General features: G+C 61.9%; 17 protein-coding genes. 4 read left to right on the plus strand and 13 right to left on the minus strand.

Annotation, left to right across the window (positions count from 1 at the left end):
- Position 1: 1 nt before the first annotated feature.
- From PSH66_RS14570 to PSH66_RS14580, 3 genes are read right to left on the minus strand one after another with little or no spacing between them, the layout of a single operon-like run.
- The gene (locus PSH66_RS14570) at positions 2–718 is read right to left on the minus strand and encodes an ABC transporter ATP-binding protein (RefSeq protein ID WP_042944630.1); all 717 of its coding nucleotides are present in this window, start codon (positions 716–718) and stop codon (positions 2–4) included.
- Entirely contained in the window at positions 715–1536 is an 822-nt protein-coding gene (locus PSH66_RS14575) for an ABC transporter permease (RefSeq protein ID WP_003173731.1), read from the minus strand. The genes PSH66_RS14570 and PSH66_RS14575 overlap by 4 nt, the downstream gene beginning before the upstream one ends.
- Positions 1537–1546: 10 nt before the next feature.
- On the minus strand, positions 1547–2518 hold the full coding sequence (locus PSH66_RS14580; protein WP_305429494.1) for an aliphatic sulfonate ABC transporter substrate-binding protein: 972 nt from the start codon (positions 2516–2518) through the stop codon (positions 1547–1549).
- Positions 2519–2857: 339 nt separating this feature from the next.
- On the opposite strand from PSH66_RS14580, the gene PSH66_RS14585 reads away from it, so the two are divergent.
- Positions 2858–3073 carry a molybdopterin-binding protein gene (locus tag PSH66_RS14585; RefSeq protein ID WP_003173733.1) on the plus strand — a complete coding sequence of 72 codons (216 nt, stop codon included), beginning with the start codon at positions 2858–2860 and terminating at the stop codon, positions 3071–3073.
- Positions 3074–3108: 35 nt separating this feature from the next.
- On the opposite strand, the gene PSH66_RS14590 is transcribed toward PSH66_RS14585, so the two are convergent.
- Entirely contained in the window at positions 3109–7374 is a 4266-nt protein-coding gene (locus PSH66_RS14590; RefSeq protein WP_305429495.1) for a dermonecrotic toxin domain-containing protein, read from the minus strand.
- A gap of 90 nt (positions 7375–7464) precedes the next feature.
- Complete coding sequence (locus PSH66_RS14595; protein WP_305429496.1) at positions 7465–8610, minus strand: MalY/PatB family protein; 1146 nt, start codon at positions 8608–8610, stop codon at positions 7465–7467.
- A gap of 167 nt (positions 8611–8777) precedes the next feature.
- On the opposite strand from PSH66_RS14595, the gene ggt reads away from it, so the two are divergent.
- Entirely contained in the window at positions 8778–10502 is a 1725-nt protein-coding gene (ggt, locus tag PSH66_RS14600; protein ID WP_003173737.1) for a gamma-glutamyltransferase, read from the plus strand.
- A 166-nt stretch (positions 10503–10668) separates the two neighbouring features.
- Here the strand turns inward: ggt and PSH66_RS14605 are convergent, their stop codons facing one another.
- The 4 genes from PSH66_RS14605 to PSH66_RS14620 form a co-directional block, all read right to left on the minus strand.
- Positions 10669–11229 (minus strand): cysteine hydrolase family protein, encoded by a 561-nt coding sequence (locus tag PSH66_RS14605; protein WP_305429498.1) that lies wholly within the window; start codon positions 11227–11229, stop codon positions 10669–10671.
- A gap of 178 nt (positions 11230–11407) precedes the next feature.
- Positions 11408–11989: a hypothetical protein gene (locus tag PSH66_RS14610; RefSeq protein ID WP_078824506.1), complete on the minus strand. Its 582-nt coding sequence runs from the start codon at positions 11987–11989 to the stop codon at positions 11408–11410.
- Positions 11989–12798 carry a suppressor of fused domain protein gene (locus PSH66_RS14615; protein ID WP_305429500.1) on the minus strand — a complete coding sequence of 270 codons (810 nt, stop codon included), beginning with the start codon at positions 12796–12798 and terminating at the stop codon, positions 11989–11991. Before PSH66_RS14615 ends, PSH66_RS14610 begins: the two co-directional genes overlap by 1 nt.
- A gap of 248 nt (positions 12799–13046) precedes the next feature.
- Positions 13047–14612, minus strand: coding sequence for a PAS domain-containing methyl-accepting chemotaxis protein (locus PSH66_RS14620; RefSeq protein WP_305429501.1), 1566 nt, complete (start codon positions 14610–14612; stop codon positions 13047–13049).
- Between the two features lie 161 nt (positions 14613–14773).
- Here PSH66_RS14620 and PSH66_RS14625 point away from each other — a divergent pair, with 161 nt between their 5' ends.
- The gene (locus PSH66_RS14625) at positions 14774–16975 is read left to right on the plus strand and encodes an OsmC domain/YcaO domain-containing protein (RefSeq protein ID WP_305429502.1); all 2202 of its coding nucleotides are present in this window, start codon (positions 14774–14776) and stop codon (positions 16973–16975) included.
- 52 nt (positions 16976–17027) lie between these two features.
- Here PSH66_RS14625 and PSH66_RS14630 read toward each other — a convergent pair whose 3' ends face one another.
- The 4 genes from PSH66_RS14630 to PSH66_RS14645 form a co-directional block, all read right to left on the minus strand.
- Positions 17028–18194, minus strand: coding sequence for a cystathionine gamma-synthase (locus PSH66_RS14630; protein WP_141063834.1), 1167 nt, complete (start codon positions 18192–18194; stop codon positions 17028–17030).
- The gene (locus PSH66_RS14635; RefSeq protein WP_305429505.1) at positions 18191–19567 is read right to left on the minus strand and encodes a cystathionine beta-synthase; all 1377 of its coding nucleotides are present in this window, start codon (positions 19565–19567) and stop codon (positions 18191–18193) included. Before PSH66_RS14635 ends, PSH66_RS14630 begins: the two co-directional genes overlap by 4 nt.
- 101 nt (positions 19568–19668) lie before the next feature.
- A complete protein-coding gene (locus tag PSH66_RS14640) occupies positions 19669–20151 on the minus strand; it encodes a VOC family protein (RefSeq protein WP_003173745.1) in 483 nt (160 codons plus the stop codon).
- Between the two features lie 75 nt (positions 20152–20226).
- Positions 20227–20847: a LysE family translocator gene (locus tag PSH66_RS14645; RefSeq protein ID WP_003173746.1), complete on the minus strand. Its 621-nt coding sequence runs from the start codon at positions 20845–20847 to the stop codon at positions 20227–20229.
- Positions 20848–21035: 188 nt separating this feature from the next.
- On the opposite strand from PSH66_RS14645, the gene PSH66_RS14650 reads away from it, so the two are divergent.
- Positions 21036–21905, plus strand: coding sequence for a GyrI-like domain-containing protein (locus tag PSH66_RS14650; RefSeq protein ID WP_305429506.1), 870 nt, complete (start codon positions 21036–21038; stop codon positions 21903–21905).
- Positions 21906–21948: the final 43 nt, after the last annotated feature.

Here is a 21948-nt window from a genome sequence, read left to right on the forward strand (position 1 = left end):
TCTAGATCACATGCGCACGCTGCAGCTCGGTCAAGGCCAATGCCTTGAGCCGGGCCAGCAGCGGGTCGCGCCGATCCCGTGGGTGCGGCAAATCCACCGCCAGCGTCTGGCGAATGCTGCTCGGCCGGTTGTCCATCACCAGCACCCGGTCGCTCAGGTACAGCGCTTCATCCACGTCATGGGTCACCAGCAGCAACGCGATGGCATGGTGCTCGGCCAGTTGCAGCAGCAAGTCCTGTAGCTTCATGCGGGTAAACGCGTCCACCGCACTGAACGGTTCATCCAGCAGCAGCACCTGGGGACGTGAGTACAGGCCGCGTGCGATGGCCACCCGTTGCGCCATGCCGCCGGACAACGCCTTAGGCAGCGCCTGGGCAAAGCCTTTGAGGCCGACTTCCTCGATCAATTGCCTGACCCAGACCTTGTCGTAATGGCTGTCATCGCTCAAACCGATGTTCTGTTCCACCGTGAGCCAGGGCATCAGCCGGGGTTCCTGAAACACAAAGGCCACTTCGCCGTCGGGGCTGCGCAACTCACCCTGGAACTCGGTTTCCAGGCCGGCGACGATGCGCAGCAAGGTGCTCTTGCCGCAGCCGCTGGGGCCCAGCAGGCTCACGGCTTCGCGCGGTTGCAAGGCCAGGCGCACATCCTTGAGCACGGTGGTGTCGGCGAAGCTTTTACGCGTCACATGGATGTCCAGTAAAGGCTGCATACTCATTGCTCCTGCCCGGTGAAGGTGTCACGCCAGGCCAGGCAGCGTTTCTCCAGCGCCGCCAGCAAGCCATCGGTGACCTTGCCCAACAGCGCCAACACGATGATCGCCGCCAGCACGATGTCCGGCCGTGAAGTTTCGCGCCCGTCGCTGAGCAGGTAACCCAAGCCCTTGGTGGCCGCGATCAGCTCGGCCGCCACCAGAAACATCCACGCCAGGCTCAAGCCACTGCGCAGCCCGGTGAACAGGCCGGGCAGGGCGGCGGGCAACAGGATGCGTCGCACCAGGCGCCGACGGCTGAAACCATACATTTGCCCGACCTCCACCAGTTTGCGGTCGATATCGCGAATCGCCGCAACGCCATTGAGGTACACCGGGAAAAACGCGCCAATGGCGATCAGCACGATCTTTGAGGTTTCATCGATACCCAGCCACAGCAGCAACAGCGGCACCCAGGCCAGGCTCGGAATCGAGCGCAAGCCGGCGAAGGTTGGCTCCAGGTACGCCTCGGCCTCGCGGCTCAAGCCCACCCACGCGGCAAATACCAACGCCAGGCCGGCGCCGATGGCAAAGCCCAGCAGTACCCGTCCCAGACTGGCGCTGATGTGTTTCCACAGCGCGCCTTCGGCCAGTTCGCTCAGGGTGACGGCAATCTCGCTGGGCGCCGGCATCTGGTAGGACGGCAGCCAACCCACGCGCACCGCGATTTCCAGCACCAGCAGGATCAGAGCCGGCAGCACCAGGCCCTTGAGGCGTCTGGGCCAGGCGCTGCGGTGCGGCGCAGTCGGTGTGACATGGGGCAGTGCTTGGACTTTGCTGCTCATCAGGTTCCCCTTACGGCTTGGCCAGGGTTTGGCCGAACGAGGTGTCGATCAATTGCTCGATCACCTGGTCGACATTCACTCCACGACGTACCAATTCTTCGGACACCAGGATCGGTGCGGCCGCCTTCGACGCTTGCACATCCCTGGCGCTCAATAGCGGGGTGCTCAGGTCGGTGCGCGACAGTTGCAGCTTGGCCACTTCCAATGGCAGGCCGGACTCGTCGGCCAACAACCTGGCGAACTCATCCGGGTGCTTCACCGCCCAGTCCCTGGCTTTTTCATAAGCGCCCAGCACTTTGGCGATGGTCTGCGGATGCGCCTTGGCGAATTGTTCGGTGACGCTGACCACGCCATAACTGTTGAAGTCTTTGTTGCGGTACAGCAGGCGCGAACCGGCCTGGATTTCACTGGCGGCCATGTGCGGGTCGAGGCCGGCCCAGGCGTCCACGTCGCCTTTCTCCAGCGCGGTGCGTCCATCCGGGTGTTGCAGGTGCACCAACTCCACGTCGTCCTTTTTCATCCCGGCCTGTTGCAGGCTGCGCAGGGTGAACAGGTACGGGTCGGTGCCTTTGGTGGCGGCGATTTTCTTGCCCTTCAGGTCCGTGACGCTGTTGAGCGGCGAATCCTTGTGCACCACCAGGGCGGTCCACTCTGCGCGGCTGTAGACGTACACCGATTTGATCGGGCTGCCATTGGCCCGACTGAGCACCGCGGACAAACTGGCCGATGAAGCAAAGTCCACGCCGCCGCTGTTGAGGTATTCCAGGGAGCGGTTGCTGCCCTGGCTCAGCACCCAGCCGACCTTGGTGCCTGGCAGCGCTTGCTCCAGCCAGCCGAAGTGTTTGAGCACCAGGCTCACGGGCGAGTAATAGGCGTAATCCAGATTGACTTCAGCGGGATCGGTGTCGCTGGCATGGGCAAAGGGTTGCAAGCTCAAAGCAAGGGCGCAGGCACCCAGCAGACGGCGGATGAGGGGGGTCATGGAACAGCTCCGGGCAAGGCGGTGAGAGAAGGCTTTTTCTTATATTCAGAAAACTGAATTGGCATGCTCCATCATGCCTCATCGGAATATGCAGTCTCTGTGCCACGTGCTGCGATTCCTCTTGGCGGCGTAGTAGCTCTCGTACACAAGCACATGCCCACATAGGGGCACATTGAAGAATCGAACACTGTGTTGGTCGGCTGTTGCCGTAGCAACACTCATATATCTAAATAGAATAAATAAAGAGATATATATTCCTTTTAATATCTTCATTGATGACGCATTTTGAGGGCCTGCGCATTCGTGCGGATTGACCCAACAGCCAATAGGAAAGCCGACATGACCATTAAAGCAATCAACGTGCGCAACCAGTTCAAGGGTGTCATCAAGGAGATTCTCTTGGGGGAAGTGGTGTCCGAAATCGACGTGCAAACCGCGTCCGGCATCGTGACGTCGGTGATCACCACCCGCTCGGTGCGTGACCTGGAATTGAAAGTGGGCAGTGAGGTGATTGCCTTTGTGAAGTCCACCGAAGTGTCCATCGCCAAGCTGTAGCAGGCGAGCCTGGCTCACTGCGCACAGGCATGTCATCAGTCGACGCGGTCGAAGATCTGCCGCACGGTAGAGGGCGTGAACACGCCCTTGCCGGTGTCTTCGATCAATTCAAAGGTGCCGTCGGCGTTGACCGTGACGCCCAGCGAACTGGCCAGCGTCACCGTGACGCCAGGCCGTTCGCGCAACAACTCCCTCAGGGGTTGCCCGCCATTGAAGGTTTGCCCGATGGTGGTCGCCATGCCTTGGAGCGAATCCGAGTTCACGCCGCCCACCAGTATGACCCGACCGCCTTTGTTCAATGACGTCTGCAGGGTGCCCAGCAGGGCTTGAGTGTTGCCGCCGCGCAAACCCAACTCCAGGTTACTGCCGGTCAGGTGCATGAGCGTACGTGTCTGGTAGGTGCTGCCGTTCCAGTCGCTGAGCACCGCCAGCGCCGAGCAGTCGGTCAAGCTGCCGGTGGAGAGGTTCTTGTTGCCTGAGTTCAGCGTTGTCGACTCGCCCATCGCGACCTGCACGGTCGCGGCGGGCGTTTGTCGCGGGCTGATACGGGCCGGCCGCGGGGTGTCGGCTTCGGTCTGCCAGGTCTGTGGGTGCTTGGGGCGTTTGATCAGTTTGTCCATCCAGTCCCCGTCCAGCGGGCTCATGTCGAGCTGCGTGCCTTCACGGATTTTCCAGCCGGCCTTGTCCCAGCGGGTCATGGTTGCCTGCAATTGTTGGGTGTATTCGAGTGCGGGGCACGCGATGTCCGCCCAGGGGTCCACGACCCAGGCGTCGGCCCACTCAGGTTCAGAGAAGTCCACCGTCGGGCTCGCCATCCCGGATGGCCCGCCGACCACGGTGAAACTGTGGGCGTCGCTGGCATTCCACAGCGCAGCCGTCCCGCCGCTCTTGTTGATGATGTCCTGGGACAGCAGCGCCATTTCCCCACAGTTGCCCGCGCCGGTCTTCATGATCAGGTCGCCTGCGTTCGAGGCGCGCAGGTCGGCGGTGCGCCGCAACCATCCAAGGGTCATTGCCGCTGCGTCGGCCCTGGCGACATCAGCGCGTGAATGCAGCTGGTTGCCTGGCCCCAGGCCTGTTGCCTTGAGCGCTTGGTTCACCTTGTCCTTGGCGTGTTCTGCGTAAAAACGGTTCTGCCGTTGCGTTGGCCAATCGGCGAAATCGGCGGCGGTGTCCAGCGGCGCTACGCGGTGCGGTCGCAGGGCGATATCCGGCGCGGTGATGGCGTTGGCTCGCTGCAGTTGATAGGCCACTTCCCTTTGTTGTTCAGGGTTCAGGTCCTTGCAGAGCGTCTTCAATTGTTCGATATCGGTTTCGTGAAAGCCTGCGCGCTCCAGTTGCTTGTAGGCCTGCTTGAGGGGGGGCAGCGCAATGAAATCGGCATCCAGGGCCTGCACGGCATGATGAGCGCTCAGGAACTGCCGGTAACCCTGCACAAGGTTCAATTGAAAAGGCCCGCACTTGGTGAACCTGAGTTCGCCGGTGGCCGCCTTGCCCAGCGGCGCGTAGTAAAACTCGGCGGTGTCTGCTTCCACCACCAGGTATTGCTGCGCTCCTTGATGGACGACCACCCCCCTGACCTGGCGCTGGTCATTGCTCATCGTGCTGATTTGATTGAGCTTGACCACCCGCGTGTCCTTGGCGAGAGCACTGCCTGAGTCACCGGCGAAGAAGCCGAAGCCAGGGTCAGCGATGATCTTGCCGCGCACGTGCTGTTTGTAGAGGATGCGCTTGCCATTGGCGACCGGAACCAGTTGGGCGCCGGTCTCGGTGTCCATCACGGTGTGCAGGCGCTTTTCGTAGATGACCGTGCGGGCTTTCTTGAAGAGCCCGGCCTTCGACGGGAACAGCCGCACATGCTCCAGGGCTTGCGATTGCGCTTGGGATTTGGGCAACGCTTCGATGAGTTTGACGAAGCAGTCATCGTTGACCCCACGGCGCACGCGCCCGCCTGCCGAAGGCGCCGGGCAGAAGGGCGCGAAATTGTCCAGCGGCCGGGTGTGCTCCAGCGACTCCAGGTCGATCAGTTCCCCAGGGTGGGCGTCCAGGTGACGATAGACCTTGCCTGCGTCTACCAGGTCGTAGCCATTGCTGCGTGGCAGGGTGTATGCGGTGGGCGTCAAGGGCCGGTCGGTGACCAGGCCTTGCGTGCCGTCGGCGAACACTTCCTGACGCAACGGGATGTTTGCCGGCACCTCAAACGGATCCTCCGTTGCACCGCCACCTAGGGTGAACAAGGTATTGAGCGCGCCGTCCAATGCCGCCGACGCGCCTTGCTTGCGCTCGGCCTGAGTGTCGCCCGACAGCGCTTTTTCAGTGCCCAGCGCAATTTGCGCAAGGCTGGTGGCAGCCGCGGCGCCAACGACAATCGGTTCACCGACCACCGCAAACTGGGTCAGCAGCCTCGCGGCGGCAGTGACGTCGTTGAGCACCGTGTCGATGAGAATCTCCTTGTCGGACTTGATCATCACGTCCGCGTCGCTGTTCATGCGACTGCGGGTGACGTCTTTGATGACGCTGAACACGTCGCCATAAATGCGCACATTGGCGCTGTCGATCACGGCGCCTTCGATAGCGTCCCAATTGCCGTTGCCCAAGTAGGCGAGGCCGGTGTCCACGCCCTTGTTCGACTGGCCGTCACCGGTGATGAACGACTTGACGTCGCTCCAGAACCCGAGGTCATCGTCTTGCCGGTCCTTGAGGGCGAAGTGCGATTCCAGGGCCTTGCGCTTATGGGCATCCTTGCCTTGTTCGGCGACCCATTGGTCCATGTTCTCAAGGGAATCAAAGCGTAAAAAGGCGGGTTGTTGCCCCGGTACATACAGCACTTGCACGCCGTCTTTACGTCCGCGCAATTGCCGGTAGGTCCCGTCGTCGGCGGTAAAGCGCAGGATGTCGCTGGCGCGTCGGCCGTTGATATCGAACGCATGGGTGAGGACCACGCCTTCCACCGGCGCCTGCGCCTTGAGCTGTTCGACCGTCAGTGGCTGGTGCTCATCCTGCGGCAGGTTCGAGGCGGCGCCCATCACCAGGCGGTAATCCTCTTGAGTAAAACGCTGTTCGGCCGGCATCGCCTCGCGTTCGGCGGCAGAGGCGCGCTCGTAGGCCATGAGCTGCTGGCGTGCCTGGTAGACGAACTCACCCTTGAGCGCGGTGCGGTAATCGTCGCCGTGCTCACGCCAGAAGCGCTCCAGCTTGTCGGTCATGTGGGCCTGAAAGTCGGTTTTCCAGCTCTCGTGCATCAGTTGCGAAGGCGTCAGTGCAAACTGGTTGTGCGCGCCGTAACCACCTTTTTTGCTCTGCCCCGGGCCTGCGGTGTACAAGCCGGCTTCCTCGTCGAGCACGCCCGGCAGCCCGTCGTGCTCGTTGAAATTGCCCAGCAAGGCATCCGGCAGCCTTTGCGAGGTTTTCGGTTCCTCCGACAGATGCTGCCAGCCGGTCAGGGTGTTGGCGCTTTGTGCCTGGTTGAAGCGATTGAGGAAGATCGTGTCGGCATCCACCTGGCGTCCGGTCAGTTTGAAAATGAGCGCTTCGGCCCACTGCTTGGCTTCGTTGCGCACCTGGGGCAGCGCCTTGTACGTGTCCCGCAGCAATTGTTTGTAGTCAGCCTTGGCTCGGGCTGCCGGGGAAGGTGGCGGTGGCGCCACCCAGGTCGTGCTGTCATCCAGGCTGCGTTGATGATCGGCCAGTGCCGCGTCACCGCGCAGCTCGTCGGTGGTGGGGATCGCTGGGAAACGTTGCAGGCGTGCGCTCGCATCAACCCCCTGGGTGTCGCCCTGTTGGATGCCGTAGAACTGCAAAATATGATCGGCACTCGCGACGTTGTAAGGTTTGTGCGGATAGTAGAGAAACATGCCGCTGGCTGGCGGCCAGAATCCGAGGGCCTCTACGGCTTGCAGCAAAGGCCCGGCCACCGCCGCGAAGTCGGAGTCATCGTCCAGCGTGAACGTTTTGGGTTTGCCGTGGATGAACACGTCCAGGCTGCCCAATTCGGGATGAAACTGCACGTTGGACGGTGAAATATGGTTGGCCTTCATCCAGCGTTGAAAGTCCGGCGTGCGCAGGGCTTTGTCCAATTGGGTCAACCATAATCCCAGCGTCGAGCGCGGCGGGACGTTGAACAACGAGCCGGGGCCCGAGTGGGGGTGAGCGAAGGGGTGGGGGCCGAGGCTTTTTGCCAGTTCGTCGTCGGCCTGGATTCGTGTTGTCTCGTGCAGCGAATACGGCGGCTGTTGCGGTGTATTTCCTGCAACAGGTTTGAAAACAAGCGTAGGAGTTGTAGGGCGGGGCGATACTGTCATGGTGGGACTGGCTCCGGAGCGGCTTCGACGACACAAGGGTTCAATGAGCCAGATGTGTGCCGAAAGCGCCTGCCGCGGTTCCCACCCGTTTCAGCGGTTTTGTAAGCTGCGTTCCATGCGCTGCAGACCCTCTTCCAGCATCGCCCGTGGGCAGCCGAAGTTAAGGCGCACGAACTGCTGGCTGTCATCGCCGAACTCAATGCCCGCGCTCAAGCCGACCTTGGCCTGTTCCAGGAAGAACTGCTGCGGGTCGACCAGGCCCAGGGCGCTGCAATCGAGCCAGGCCAGGAAGGTGCCTTGCGGTGCGTGCATCACCACGCCCGGCAGGCGGGTGCGCACGGCGTCGAGCAGGTAGTCGCGGTTGGCTTGCAGGTACTGTTTGAGCGCCTCAAGCCATTCGCCGCATTGGCTGTAGGCGGCGCGGGTGGCCTCCAGGCCCAGCGGGCTGACGCTGTCGACCATGCCGCAACGGGCGTTGTTGAAACGCTCACGGATCTCGGCGTTCTGGATCACTGCAAAGCAGGTCTTCAAGCCGGCCACGTTGTAGGCCTTGCTCGCCGACATCAGCGTGATGGTGCGCTGCGCAATGTCTGGGCCGAGGCTGGCGGTGGGGATGTGACGGCGACCATCGAAGCACAGTTCGGCATGGATTTCGTCGCTGATGATCAGCGCGCCTTGCTCCAGGCACGCGTTGGCGAGCGCCAGCAGTTCTTCACGCGGGAACACTTTGCCTATCGGGTTGTGCGGGTTGCTCAGCAGCAGGGCCCCGGCGCCATTCAGCGCTTCGTTCATTGTGGACATCGGCGTGACATATTCGCCGTCGATCAATTGAAACGGCACTTCAATACGCGGCAGGTTCCAGTGCCCGGGCGCCAGGCGAATCGGGCGATAGTTCGGGGTTTGCAGCACCACCGGCTGGCCAGGCGCTACAAACGCATGCAGCGCCATATTGAAACCCGGTTCGACGCCGGGCAAAAACAGCAGTTCTTCCGGCTGCACGCGCCAGGCGTACTTGGCCCACAGGTCGGCGACGATGGCCTCGCGCACATCCGGGCCGGCCACGCTGTAGCCGAGGATCTGCTGGTCCAGGCGCGCATGCAGGGCCTGCAGTATCGCCGGCGGCGTGGCGATGTCCATGTCGGCGATCCACATCGGCAATACGTCTGCCGGGTAACGGTTCCACTTGGTACTGCCGGTGCCGAGGCGGGGGTGGATCGTGTCGAAATCAAAGCTCATGGAGGCGCTCGTGTCTGGGAGGCGGCGGAAAGTGGCGGGAAATATAGCATGGGCGTTTTGATGGCCGTTCTGTGACCGACAGGTTCTGTAATAAAAACGCCATTGCGCTGGGGATTAAATCCGCCAAGGGCTATTTTGGTGCATCTCAATAACCAGAGTAGCCATGGATGAAATACCAACCCTTCAGCCGTACCTTGATTGCCACTGCGCTGGTATTGACGGTCAGTGGTGTGCACGCCGCGTCCCAGGCCCCGGTGGCCGGTGAAAACGGCATGGTGGTGACGGCCCAGCACTTGGCGACCCATGTGGGCGTGGATGTGCTCAAGGCCGGCGGCAACGCAGTGGATGCGGCGGTGGCCGTGGGCTACGCGCTGGCGGTGGTGTACCCGGCGGCGGGTAACCTCGGCGGTGGCGGCTTCATGACCGTGCAACTGGCGGACGGGCGCAAGACCTTCCTCGACTTCCGCGAAAAAGCCCCACTGGCGGCCACCGCCAACATGTACCTGGACAAGGATGGCAACGTTATTGAAGGGTTGAGCGCCAAGGGGCACCTGGCCGTCGGCGTACCCGGCACGGTCTCCGGCATGGAACTGGCCCTGAGCAAATACGGCACCCTCAAGCGCGCCCAGGTGATTGCCCCGGCCATCAAGCTGGCGGAAAGCGGCTTCGTCCTGGAGCAGGGAGATATCGACCTGCTGCATACCGCCACCGGCGAGTTCGAAAAAGACAAGGACCTGCGCGGGATCTTCCTGCACAACGGCCAACCGATGCAGGTCGGCCAGAAACTGGTGCAGAAAGACCTGGCCAAGACCCTCAAGGAAATCTCCGCCAAGGGCACGGACGGCTTCTATAAAGGTTGGGTAGCCAAGGCGCTGGTGGATTCCAGCCAGGCCGGCAAGGGCATCATCACCCAGGCGGATCTCGACAAATATAAAACCCGCGAACTGGCGCCGATCGAGTGCGACTACCGCGGCTACCATGTGGTCTCGGCACCGCCGCCGAGCTCGGGCGGCGTGGTGATCTGCCAGATCATGAACATCCTCGAAGGCTACCCGATGGCCGACCTGGGCTATCACTCGGCCCAGGGCCTGCACTACCAGATCGAAGCGATGCGTCACGCCTACGTGGACCGCAACAGCTACCTCGGCGACCCGGACTTCGTGACGAACCCGATCGAGCACCTGCTCGACAAAAACTACGCGACCAAGCTGCGCGATGCGATCGAGCCGCAAAAGGCCGGTGACTCCCAGGCCATCAAGCCGGGCGTGTCGCCCCACGAAGGCAATAACACCACCCATTACTCCATCGTCGACAAGTGGGGCAACGCGGTCTCCGTCACCTACACCCTCAACGATTGGTTCGGCGCGGGCGTGATGGCGAGCAAGACCGGGGTGATCCTCAACGATGAAATGGACGACTTCACCGTCAAGGTCGGCGTGCCGAACATGTACGGCCTGGTGCAGGGTGAAGCCAACGCCATCGCCCCAGGCAAGGCGCCGCTGTCGTCGATGAGTCCGACCATCGTCACCAAGGATGGCAAGGCAGTGATGGTGGTGGGCACGCCGGGTGGCAGTCGTATCATCACCGCGACCTTGCTGACGATCCTCAATGTCATCGACTACAAGATGAACATCCAGGAAGCCGTGGACGCGCCGCGTTTCCACCAGCAGTGGATGCCCGAGACCACCAACCTGGAAACCTTCGCGGTCAGCCCGGACACCCAGAAAATCCTCGAAAGCTGGGGCCACAAGTTCGCCGGTCCGCAGGATGCCAACCACTTGGCGGCGATCCTGGTCGGCGCCCCGTCGTTGGGTGGCAAACCGGTGGGCAATAACCGCTTCTACGGCGCGAATGACCCGCGACGCAATACCGGGCTGTCGCTGGGCTACTGACCGCTGATACGGTCAAATGTGGGGCGGATGTTTGTAGGGAGCAAACGTGCTCCCCACATTTGGCCTGTGTGGCCGTTGAAGCTTGTATCTAGCGCACTGGCGTTATAACGCGGCAAGAGGCACATGGGGATCTGCGCAAGGCCATTGCGCGCTTGCTTCAGGTGTTTTAAGCAGACACCAGGATCGTATCGGTCGCGACCACCCTGGCATAGTCCATCGCCAGGTTGCCCAGCGACAACGCATGCACGTCCTCGGCAGACCATAAACGCCCCGACAGGTCGGTTTGGTCAAAGGTATAGCAGGCGTCGGCGGCCACAATCACATCAAACCCAAGGTTGCCGCCTGAGCGCGCGGTGGCTTCGACGGAGTTGTTGGTGATCACCCCGACGACCACCAGTTGCCTGATCGAACGCGCATGCAGCCAGCGCTCCAGTCCTGTGTGGGTGAACGCATCCGGAACGTTTTTTTCCACGACATGCTCGTGCGCGAATGGTTGCAGCGCGGCCTGGAACTCACAGCCCGGTTGTCCCGGCCAGAAGACGGAACCGGGGGTGCGAGAAATATGCCGCACGTGCACAACCGGCCGGTCTGTCTGCCGCCATGCGCCCAGCAGGCGTTGCATGTGCAGCTCGGCGTCGGGGTTGTTGCGTCGCCCAAGCGCCGGCTGGTTCATGCCTTGCTGCATGTCGATGATCAATAACGCGGCGTTTGCGGCTAACGGTTGCATGGCACATTCCTTGGCTGGCGAGGCACGAAACATATCAGCCCATGCGTGCGGCCAAACAGTCATTTGTTCGCAGGCAGGCAAGTGGACAGGCTACCTATCCCTCCAACACCAGCGACATATCCGGATACCGGCCCCCCATGAAGTCGACAAAAGCCCGAACCTTTGGCGCCGCCAGACGTTAAAACCCCTCGATACTGATCTTTACACCTGCTTGTTGTGCCAGCTCAAGCGTGCTTTCAACGCGTTCCGCATCCACGATAAACCCGACGTACTCATCACCGCCGGAGTCCAGATGCAGGAAGCGTTTACCGAAGCCCGCAAGCCATTGGTCAAAGCTGTCCAGGACTTCTTGCATCGGTCGCGTGCCGGTGTGCACGTAGGCATAAGGTTCTGGCACGCCACTGACTGAGGCCAGATAGGGCGCCAGGTATTCAAACTCGTCGAAGCCACGCCAATCGACGCTGAGCAGTGCGAGGTAGGCGAGTTTCTGGCCTCTTGACGGGTCAAGCAGTCCGTCGATCAGGGCGCTGGTGGCGTCTTGGTCGACGGCATATTTACGCAGCACACGTCGTACCAGTCTGGCTCTTTCTGGTTCGGGGGCGGCGCTTGACAGGGATTCGGTCAGGGTTCCGAGCGCTTGCTTGCGTGCCTTGGATTCCGGTGTGCGAAATTCCCGCATGATTGCCGCGTGGCTGGCGTTAGTTTCATCCGGGGGCGGCAGTGTAAAGCGGCCACCGAACAACCGATCAAAAAATCCCATCACACCACGCTCTCACGATACAGGCTGCTGGTATGCCCCACGCCGGCAGCCTGCAACCGCGCCACCAGATCCTCTCGCGCTGCCCGCCCGCCGGCCCGCACGTATTCAAGCTCCGATGCGGTTATCAACACCACCGGCACCAATTGCACCGGCGACAGCGGCATGTCGTCCAGGCGGGTAGGGAAGTCCGGGGCCGGCCCTCCGAGCAGTACGCCGGCCGCGTCGTCTTCGGTCACGAACAAGCTCGGCAGTTGGTCGCTCATTACATGCGACAGGCTGAACCCCGGCAGCTCCAGGGACAGCACGCCATGTTGTTCCAACTGCTGGGTGATGCCACCGGCATTGGCGACGGTCTTGGCGACGTGTTCGATCAGCTCGAACGCCCAGCTGCGGCGTAAGGGGTCGACATCGCCCAAGGTGCCACGGGCGTGTTCGGGGATGTCGGCGGTTTCCAGGAACAGTTCCATTTCGAAGCCATTGCCCAGGCCTTCGGCATCGTCGAATGGATCGGACAGGCCATCGGTGGCGAGGACGACGGAGCCTTCACGGCGGACCACGCGATAGGCTTGGCGAGTCGACGGCCAATACGGGCCGCCGCTGAAGCTGGGACTGATCAGGTAGGCGAGGACGTCTTTTTCCACACTGCCCACCGATTGCCAGTGACGGTCCAGGCACTCAGCGCTGGCCAGGCGTGCGGCGAGGTTGGCGGATTCGGTGTCGGCCAGTGCAGGTGCCACGGGGGCTTGAGGCGCGGGTTCAAGGGGCTGGTTTTTTTTCGATGAGCCGAACAGCTTCTTGAAGAAGTTCATGGGCATTCCTTGGCGGGTAGTGGGGCTTTGAGGGCTGACTCAGCACGACAACGCAGGAGTGAAACATATCAGCTGTTGAGACGACAGCGTGCGGGCAGACGATGAAAATGTCAGCCGTGCCGCCGCTTTCGCATCCACGCCGAGGCTGATCACCTGTGGGAGCTGTCGAGCTTTAGCGAGGCGGCGATAGCGGTAGGGCAAGCAAGGAATATCTTGACCCTGCCGCCGTTTTCGCAGCCTCGCGTGCCTCAGCGGTTAAAACGCTCCACCAGCGCGTACTGGGTAGCGGCGGTGTTGGTCAGTTCCTTGCTCAGATCGGTGGATTGATGGGCTTGTACCGAGGTCTGGTCGGCCAGTTCGGCGATGGTGACGATGGTGCGGCTGATTTCCTCAGCGACGGCGCTTTGCTCTTCGGTGGCGGCGGCGATCTGGGTGGTCATGTCGGTGATATGCGCCACCGCTTCGCTGATGCCGACCAACGCCTGGTCGGCTTCGAGTACCCAGGCCACGCCTTCCTGCGCCTGGCGATGACCGTTCTGCATGCTCTGCACGGCGTTGTTGGAGGAGGTCTGAAGCTGGGTGATCAGGGCATGGATCTGAGTGGTCGATTGCGACGTGCGTTGCGCCAGTTGACGCACTTCGTCGGCCACTACGGCAAAGCCGCGGCCTTGTTCGCCGGCGCGTGCCGCTTCGATGGCCGCGTTGAGAGCCAGCAGGTTGGTCTGGTCGGCAATGCCTTTGATCACATCGACCACGCTGCCGATCTCGTCGCTGTCCCGGGCCAGTTGCGCCACGGTGGTGCCGGTTTCGCCGACCACGGCAGACAAGCGCTCGATGGCCTCGCGGGTGTCGCGCGCCACGTCACGGCCACGGCCGGTCAGCACGTTGGCTTGCTGGGTGGCGTCGGCGGTGCGTTGCACATGGCTGGCGACTTCCTGGGTGGTGGCAGCCATCTGGTTGACGGCGGCCGAGACCTGCTCGGTTTCGACGCGCTGGCGGTCCAGGCCCTTGGAACTGGCGGTGGCCAACTGATCCGACTGCCCGGCCAGGACGCTGAGCTGTTCGGCGCTGTCCTGCAGGCGGGTGAGGCAGGTTTTCAGGCGCGCGTTCTGGCTCAGGAACGCGGTTTCCAAGCGCCCCTGGGGGCCGCGCGCGTCGCTGTACATCTGGGCGATCAAGGCGTCTGACGTCGACGGTTCGACACCGTTCAACAGACGCAGCGTCGAGCCCAGGCGCGCACGGGCGCAAAGTACGCCTACCGGCACTGCAACCGCCACGGCCACCGCAACGGCTGCCGGCATGCTCAGAAACAGCCCGCCGAGGGCGCCCGCCAGGCCAGTGGCCACGTACGGCACGCAACCGAGCAGGGTCGGCAACCAGGTGTCCTGGTGCGGTATGGCGGCCTTGCCCTGGCTGAGGCGCTGGTACAGGGCCTGGGCACGACGAATTTCATCTGCCGTGGGCTTGACTCGCACCGACTCGAACCCCACCACACGGCTGCCTTCGAAGATCGGCGTAACGTACGCATTCACCCAATAGTGGTCGCCGTTTTTAGAGCGGTTCTTGACGATGCCCATCCATGGCAGGCCCTGTTTGAGCGCACTCCACATGTGCGCAAAGACCGCTGGCGGTACATCGGGGTGACGCACGATATTCTGCGGCGCGCCAATCAGGTCGGCGTGTTCAAAGCCGCTGATCTCGACAAAGGCCTCGTTGCAGTACGTGATACCACCTTGAGTATCGGTGGTGGAGATAAGCTTTTGCGAAGGTGCGAGTGAAATCTCGCGCTGTGTTACGGGCTGGTTGTTACGCATTCCGACTACTCCCTGGTTGCCCACAGTGCATCGGCACCAAGCTGCAGAAGATTAATGCATAGCTGCTATTTATCCCGCCATTGGTCAAAAGCCTGAAATCAATCGACGAAAAACCCCATAATGGCGGCCATTTTTGTTCAGCCGTTATTCTGGTGTACCCCATGGAAATCAAGGTCAACTTTCTCGACAACCTCCGGCTTGAAGCCAAGTTCGATGACTTCACGGTGATTGCCGACCAACCCATTCGCTACAAAGGCGATGGTTCGGCACCGGGGCCGTTCGACTATTTCCTGGCTTCGTCGGCGTTGTGCGCAGCCTACTTTGTGAAGTTGTACTGCCAGACCCGCAACATTTCCACCGACAATATTCGCCTGTCGCAGAACAACATCGTCGACCCGGAAAACCGCTATAACCAGATCTTCAAGATCCAGGTGGAGTTGCCGGCGGACATCAGCGACAAGGACCGCCAGGGCATCCTGCGTTCCATCGACCGTTGCACGGTCAAGAAAGTGGTGCAGGCCGGTCCCGAGTTCGTGATCGAGCAGGTGGACAACCTCGACGCCGATGCCCAGGCCCTGTTGATGCCCATCGAGGCGTCGCAAGGCGGCACTTACATTGCGGGCAAGGACCTGCCGCTGGAGCAGACGATCGCCAATATGTCGGCGATCCTCGCGGGCCTGGGCATGAAGATCGAGATCGCCTCGTGGCGCAATATCGTGCCCAATGTGTGGTCGCTGCATATTCGCGATGCACAGTCGCCGATGTGCTTTACCAACGGCAAGGGCGCGACCAAAGAGGGCGCCCTGGCGTCGGCACTCGGCGAGTTTATCGAGCGGCTCAATTGCAACTTCTTCTACAACGACCAGTTCTGGGGTGAGGAACTGGCCAACGCGCCGTTCGTGCACTACCCGGACGAGCGCTGGTTCCAGCCTGGGCCAAACGACGAGCTGCCGAGCGAGATCCTCGACGCCTACTGCCGCAAGGTCTACGACCGCGACGGTGAGCTGCGCGGTTCGCACCTATTCGACACCAACTCCGGCAATGAGGCGCGCGGTGTCGTTTCGTTGCCGTTCGTGCGCCAATCGGATGGTGAGGTGGTGTACTTCCCGTCCAACCTGATCGAAAACCTCTACCTCAGCAACGGCATGAGCGCGGGCAACACCTTGGCCGAAGCCCAGGTGCAGTGCCTGTCGGAGATCTTCGAGCGGGCGGTGAAGCGCGAAATCATCGAAGGCGAATTTGCCCTGCCGGATGTGCCGGCCGAGGTGCTGGCGAAGTACCCGCGTATTGTGGCGGGCATTGAAGGCCTGGAGGCCCAGGGCTTCCCGGTGCTGGTCAAGGATGCATCCCTGGGCGGTGAATTCCCGGTGATGTGCGTGACCCTGATGAACCCGCGCACCGGTGGCGTGTTCGCCTCGTTCGGCGCCCACCCAAGCCTGGAAGTGGCGCTGGAGCGCAGCCTTACCGAATTGCTGCAAGGCCGCAGCTTCGAAGGCTTGAACGACCTGCCGCAGCCGACCTTTGAAGCCCAGGCGGTGACCGAGCCGAACAACTTTGTGGAGCACTTCATCGACTCCAGCGGCGTGGTGTCGTGGCGCTTCTTCAGCGCGCAGTCGGACTATGAGTTTGTCGAGTGGGACTTCTCGGGCCAGGGTGAAGACTCCAACACCCAAGAGGCCGCGACCTTGTTCGGCATCCTGGAAGGCATGGGCAAAGAATCCTATATGGCGGTGTACGAACACCTCGGCGCCACCGCTTGCCGCATCCTGGTGCCGGACTACTCGGAAATCTACCCGGTGGACGACCTGATCTGGGACAACACCAACAAGGCGCTGTTCTTCCGCGCCGATATCCTCAACCTGCACAGCCTTGACGAGGAAGAGCTGCAGGCGTTGGTCGAGCGCCTGATCGAAAGCGAACTGGACGACTACACCGACATCACCACCCTGATCGGCATTGAGTTCGACGACAATACCGCGTGGGGCCAACTGACCATTCTGGAGTTGAAGCTGCTGATCTTCCTGGCCTTGAAGCAGTATGAAGAAGCCAAGGAATGCGTGGAGATGTTCCTGCAGTACAACGACAACACCGCCGACCGTGGCCTGTTCTACCAGGCGATGAACGCGGTGCTGGAAATGGAACTGGACGACGATCTGGAACTGGCCGATTACGAGGTGAACTTTCGCCGCATGTTCGGCAATGAGCGCATGGACGCGGTGATCGGCTCGGTTGACGGCAGCGTGCGGTTCTACGGTTTGACGCCGACCAGCCTGAAACTGGAAGGACTGGACCGGCATTTGCGCTTGATCGAGAGCTACAAGAAACTGCACAGCGCGCGAGCCAACATCACCTCGGCAGGTTGATAACTACCTGATGTGTAAGGATCAAAATGTGGTCCGCTGTTGTCTGGAGGATTTATATTCGGGCCAGGGCCTGCGCCAGATCTGCGCGTAGATCCTCCAAATCCTCAACCCCCACCGACAAGCGCACCAACCCATCGCCAATCCCCAACTGCGCCCGCGTCGCCGCCGGGATGCTCGCGTGGGTCATGATCGCCGGGTGTTCGATCAGGCTTTCCACGCCTCCCAGGCTTTCGGCCAGGGCAAAGATCCGCACGTTTTCCAAAAAACGCCGGGCGCCGGCCAGGTCGCTGTTCAGGTCCAGCGAAATCATCCCGCCAAACCCGTGCATCTGTTTGCACGCCAATGCGTGTTGCGGGTGGGAGGCAAGGCCGGGGTAGTACACCCGTGAGACCTGCGGCTGCTGTTCCAGCCAGGTCGCCAGTTGCAGCGCGTTGCTGCAATGGCGCTCCATGCGCAGGGCCAGGGTTTTCACGCCGCGCAGGGTCAGGAAGGCATCGAAGGGCCCGGCAATGGCACCCACCGAGTTCTGCAGGAAGCCCAGGCGTTCGGCCAGCCCAGGGTTGTCGCCGACAATGGCGATGCCGCCGATGACATCCGAATGGCCGTTGAGGTATTTGGTGGTGGAGTGCACCACCACATCAACGCCCAGCTCCAATGGGCGCTGGATCCAGGGGCTGGCGAAGGTGTTGTCGGCCACGCAGATGATCCCGCGATGGCGGCAGATACGCGCGATCGCAGCCAGGTCGGTCAGGCTCAGCAGCGGATTGCTCGGGGTTTCAACCCAGACCATGCGCGTGTCGTCTTGCAGCGCCGCTTCAAATGCCGCCACATCGCTCAGGTCGACAAAACTGAACCGGTGCCCGGCGCTGCGCTGGCGCACTTTGTCGAACAGACGAAAAGTGCCGCCGTACAGGTCATTGCCGGAGACGATATGCGCGCCGGCATCCAGCAGTTCCAGCACCGTGGAAATCGCCGCCAGCCCGGAGGCGAACGCAAACGCCTGCGTACCGCCTTCAAGGTCGGCCACGCAACGCTCCAGGGCAAACCGCGTGGGGTTGTGGGAGCGGCCGTAGTCAAAGCCCTTGTGTACACCGGGGCTGTCTTGCAGATAGGTGGAGTTGGCGTAGATCGGCGGCATCAGCGCGCCGGTGCTCGGGTCGGGGGATTGCCCGGCGTGGATTACACGGGTGGCAAACGCGCTTTTGTCGGGCTGGCTCATGCAAGGGATCTCCGTAGGTGGTTAAGCAGGTCAACGCGGGTGATCAAGCCGTAAAAGCCGCCCGTGTCGGCGATGATGGCGACCAGGCCACGGTCCAGCTCCGCCTGCAATTCGACGAGACTGGCGCTGGGAGCCAGGGTGCGCAGGGTGTCCGTCATGGCGCTGGCGACGATCATCGAAAAATGCGCGGCATCGTGGTGCAGGCCCAGCAGAATGTCGGACTCGTCGATCACGCCCACCAGTTCGCGGCCGTCGATCAGCACCGGCAGTTGCGAGACGTCGGCCAGGCGCATGCGCTGGAACGCGGTGAGCAGGGTGTCGTCGGGGCTTACGCTGATCACGCGGCCGTCTTCGAAGCGGCGGGCGATCAGGTCGCGCAGGTCGCCGTAGTGCTTGTAGTGCAGCAGGCCGGCATCGGTCATCCATTGGTCGTTGTAGACCTTGGACAGGTAGCGTGTGCCGGTGTCGCAGACAAACGTCACCACGCGCTTGGGCGCGGTCTGTTCGCGGCAGTAACGCAGGGCGGCGGCCAGCAGGGTGCCGGTGGACGAGCCGCCCAGGATACCCTCGGCCTTGAGCAATTGGCGGGCGTGGTCGAAGCTGTCTTCGTCGCTGACGGAATAGGCGTGACGCACGCTGGACAGGTCGGCAATCGACGGAATGAAGTCCTCGCCAATGCCTTCCACCGCCCACGAACCGGGGCTTGGCAGAGTGTTGCCGCGGCTGTATTCGGCCATCACCGAGCCCACAGGATCGGCCAGTACCATCTGCAGTTCAGGTTGCACGCGCTTGAAAAAACGCGTCAGGCCGGTCAGGGTGCCCGCCGAACCGACGCCCACCACAATGGCATCCACGTCGTGCTGGGTTTGCGCCCAGATTTCCGGTGCGGTGCTGGTCTCGTGGGCCAGGGGGTTGGCCGGGTTGTTGAACTGGTCGGCGAAGAAGGAACCGGGAATTTCCTTGGCCAGGCGCGCGGCCATGTCCTGGTAATACTCGGGGTGGCCCTTGCCGACGTCGGAGCGGGTGATGTGCACCTCGGCGCCCATGGCCTTGAGGTGCAACACCTTTTCGGTGGACATCTTGTCGGGCACCACCAGCACCACGCGGTAGCCCTTGGCCCGCCCCACCAGCGCCAGGCCCAGGCCGGTATTCCCGGCGGTGGCCTCGATAATAGTGCCACCGGGGTGTAGACGGCCGTCGCGTTCGGCGGTGTCGATCATGGCCAGGCCAATGCGGTCCTTGATCGAGCCGCCGGGATTCTGCGACTCCAGTTTGAGAAACAGCGTGCAGGGACCGGTATCGAAGCGGCTCACGCGAACCAGCGGCGTGTTGCCGATCAGTTCGAGCACGGCGGGGCGTGAGGGTGTGGGCATGTCATCACCTGGATACGCAAAGGGAGACATAAAACACTAGGCCGGTATCGGGTGGGTCGCAACCTGAGGGTCGGTTGTGTGTCTTTTTTTGGCGCATGTGCTCAGGGCCCCGCCACGGCAGCTTCGATGGCGGCGATGTCGATTTTAGTCATGGTCATCATTGCTGCGAATGCGCGCTTGGCGATGGCCGGATCGGGGTTTGTCACCGCATCCGTCAATACCCGTGGCGAGATCTGCCACGACACGCCCCATTTGTCCTTGCACCAGCCGCAGGCGCTGGCCTGGCCGCCGTTGCCGATGATAGCGTTCCAATATCGATCGGTTTCGGCCTGATCATCGGTGGCTATCTGAAACGAGAAGGCCTCGGTATGCGGGAATATCGGACCGCCGTTCAGGCCGATGCAGGGAATGCCCAGCACCGTGAAGTCCACGGTCAATACGTCGCCCTGTTTGCCTGACGGGTAATCACTCGGCGCCAGGTGCACGGCGTTCACTGTGCTGTCGGGGAACGTTTGGGCGTAGAAGCGTGCAGCCTCCTCGGCGGTGCCGTCGTACCAGAGGCAGAGGGTGTTTTTATGGCGCATTTGGGGTCTCCACGGAGTCGGTGGTCCATGGAGTCTAGCTGCTGCTCATGGGTTATGAGCGGTGCCGTTCGTCCCTCAAGCGCGCCGCGCCATCAACAACACCGACGCCGCCGCCGACAACAACCCCGCGCAGCAGCGATTGAATATCCGCTTGCCCCGAGGTTGCGCAAACCAACGGCGCATATGCAGGCCCATATAGGCGTACGCGCTGATGGCGATCCATTCCAGCACCAGGAACATCACGCCCAGGAGGGCGAACTGTGGGGTGATGGGTTGCCCGGGGACCACGAATTGCGGAAGAAAGGCGGTGAAGATCAGGATGGCCTTGGGGTTGCCCGCCGCCACCAGAAATTCCTGGCGCGCCAACGCCCACAAACCCACGTTGGCCGCCGCCGATTGCGCTTCAGTTTCAGGACTGGCCCGCCACAGCTGGTACGCCAGATAAAACAGATACGCCGCCCCCAGGATCTTGATCCCGTAGAACAACAGTTCCGACGTTTGCAGCACCACCGCCAAACCGGCGGCGGCGAGGGCGATCATGCCGGCGAACGCGAGCAGGCGGCCGATACCCGCCAGGCAGGCGGTGCGGTAGCCGTAGCGGGTGGCGTTGCTGACCGACAACAGGTTGTTCGGCCCGGGTGCCATGTTCAGGGCGAAGCAGGCGGGGAGGAAGAGGGCGAGGGTGGCGAGGTCCATGGCGGCTCCGGGTTTGTGGGGTCGGGGAGATAGGAGGATAAGGTGAGTGGAGGGGGTTGGACAATTGCTCCGTTGCCCTTGAAAGGTGACAGGCGACTATCCACGGCATACTGAGCAAACACGGCTAGGCGCCGCCCCTCGCAATAGCCGAAGCTGGTGTCCAGCGTATACCCCGGAGCCTCTATCCAGTGCCTGACTCATCGAACAATACCGCCTACACAACCCGTTTCGACAGGGTATTGGCCTACATCGACGCGAACCTTGAGAGCGACCTCTGTGTAAAAACGTTGAGCGGCGTGGCGAATTTTTCGGCGTTTCACTTCCACAGGCAATTCACCGCGTTCGTGGGCGTACCGGTGTCACGTTATGTGCAACTGATGCGGCTTCGACGTGCGGCGCACGGTTTGTGCTCCGTGGCGGATTACTCGGTGCTGGACGCCGCATCGGGAGCCGGTTTTGAAAGCCCCGAAGCGTTTTCCAGGGCGTTCCGGCGGGCGTTCGGCATGACGCCGAGCGCCTTCAGAAAGCGCCCGAATTGGCAGGTCTGGAATGCGGTATTCGCCATCCCTCATTTTTCCAGGAGCATCATCATGCAAGTCAGAATTGTCGACTTTCCCACCGTCAGGGTTGCAACACTCGAGCACTGCGGCGCTCCAGCGCGGGTGCCTGAAAGCGTGGATCAATTCATACAGTGGCGCATGCGCAGCGGACAGTCGCCGGTGGCAACCAGTCGCAGCTTTGGTATTGCGTTCGGCAACCCTGATACGACCCCGACCGATGAGTTCCGGTTTGCGATCTGCGGCGAGATTCGCGAGGCGGTACGCGCCAATGAATTCGGCGTAACCGAGCGGACTATCCCCGGCGGGCGTTGTGTCGTGGTGCGACACGTGGGCTCGCCGGATCACATCGCGGAATCGATCTATCCGATCTACCGCGACTGGCTCCCAGGCAGCGGCGAGGAGCTGCGTGATCATCCGCTGTTTTTCGAGTACCTGAGCATCTTCCCGCAGACACCGCAGGATCAGTGGCAGACCGATATTTATGTGCCGTTGCGGTAGCGGCGTCTACCTGTGCGCCGGCACTTGCGGCCTCCTTGGCTGA

Source organism: Pseudomonas sp. FP597, from assembly GCF_030687435.1.
In the GTDB taxonomy this organism is placed as follows: domain Bacteria; phylum Pseudomonadota; class Gammaproteobacteria; order Pseudomonadales; family Pseudomonadaceae; genus Aquipseudomonas; species Aquipseudomonas lactucae.

Coding starts and splice junctions, on each gene's coding strand:
- PSH66_RS14570 (WP_042944630.1), bottom strand. CDS start 718: ATGAGTATGCAGCCTTTACTGGACATCCATGTGACGCGTAAAAGCTTC.
- PSH66_RS14575 (WP_003173731.1), bottom strand. CDS start 1,536: ATGAGCAGCAAAGTCCAAGCACTGCCCCATGTCACACCGACTGCGCCG.
- PSH66_RS14580 (WP_305429494.1), bottom strand. CDS start 2,518: ATGACCCCCCTCATCCGCCGTCTGCTGGGTGCCTGCGCCCTTGCTTTG.
- PSH66_RS14585 (WP_003173733.1), top strand. CDS start 2,858: ATGACCATTAAAGCAATCAACGTGCGCAACCAGTTCAAGGGTGTCATC.
- PSH66_RS14590 (WP_305429495.1), bottom strand. CDS start 7,374: ATGACAGTATCGCCCCGCCCTACAACTCCTACGCTTGTTTTCAAACCT.
- PSH66_RS14595 (WP_305429496.1), bottom strand. CDS start 8,610: ATGAGCTTTGATTTCGACACGATCCACCCCCGCCTCGGCACCGGCAGT.
- ggt (WP_003173737.1), top strand. CDS start 8,778: ATGAAATACCAACCCTTCAGCCGTACCTTGATTGCCACTGCGCTGGTA.
- PSH66_RS14605 (WP_305429498.1), bottom strand. CDS start 11,229: ATGCAACCGTTAGCCGCAAACGCCGCGTTATTGATCATCGACATGCAG.
- PSH66_RS14610 (WP_078824506.1), bottom strand. CDS start 11,989: ATGGGATTTTTTGATCGGTTGTTCGGTGGCCGCTTTACACTGCCGCCC.
- PSH66_RS14615 (WP_305429500.1), bottom strand. CDS start 12,798: ATGAACTTCTTCAAGAAGCTGTTCGGCTCATCGAAAAAAAACCAGCCC.
- PSH66_RS14620 (WP_305429501.1), bottom strand. CDS start 14,612: ATGCGTAACAACCAGCCCGTAACACAGCGCGAGATTTCACTCGCACCT.
- PSH66_RS14625 (WP_305429502.1), top strand. CDS start 14,774: ATGGAAATCAAGGTCAACTTTCTCGACAACCTCCGGCTTGAAGCCAAG.
- PSH66_RS14630 (WP_141063834.1), bottom strand. CDS start 18,194: ATGAGCCAGCCCGACAAAAGCGCGTTTGCCACCCGTGTAATCCACGCC.
- PSH66_RS14635 (WP_305429505.1), bottom strand. CDS start 19,567: ATGCCCACACCCTCACGCCCCGCCGTGCTCGAACTGATCGGCAACACG.
- PSH66_RS14640 (WP_003173745.1), bottom strand. CDS start 20,151: ATGCGCCATAAAAACACCCTCTGCCTCTGGTACGACGGCACCGCCGAG.
- PSH66_RS14645 (WP_003173746.1), bottom strand. CDS start 20,847: ATGGACCTCGCCACCCTCGCCCTCTTCCTCCCCGCCTGCTTCGCCCTG.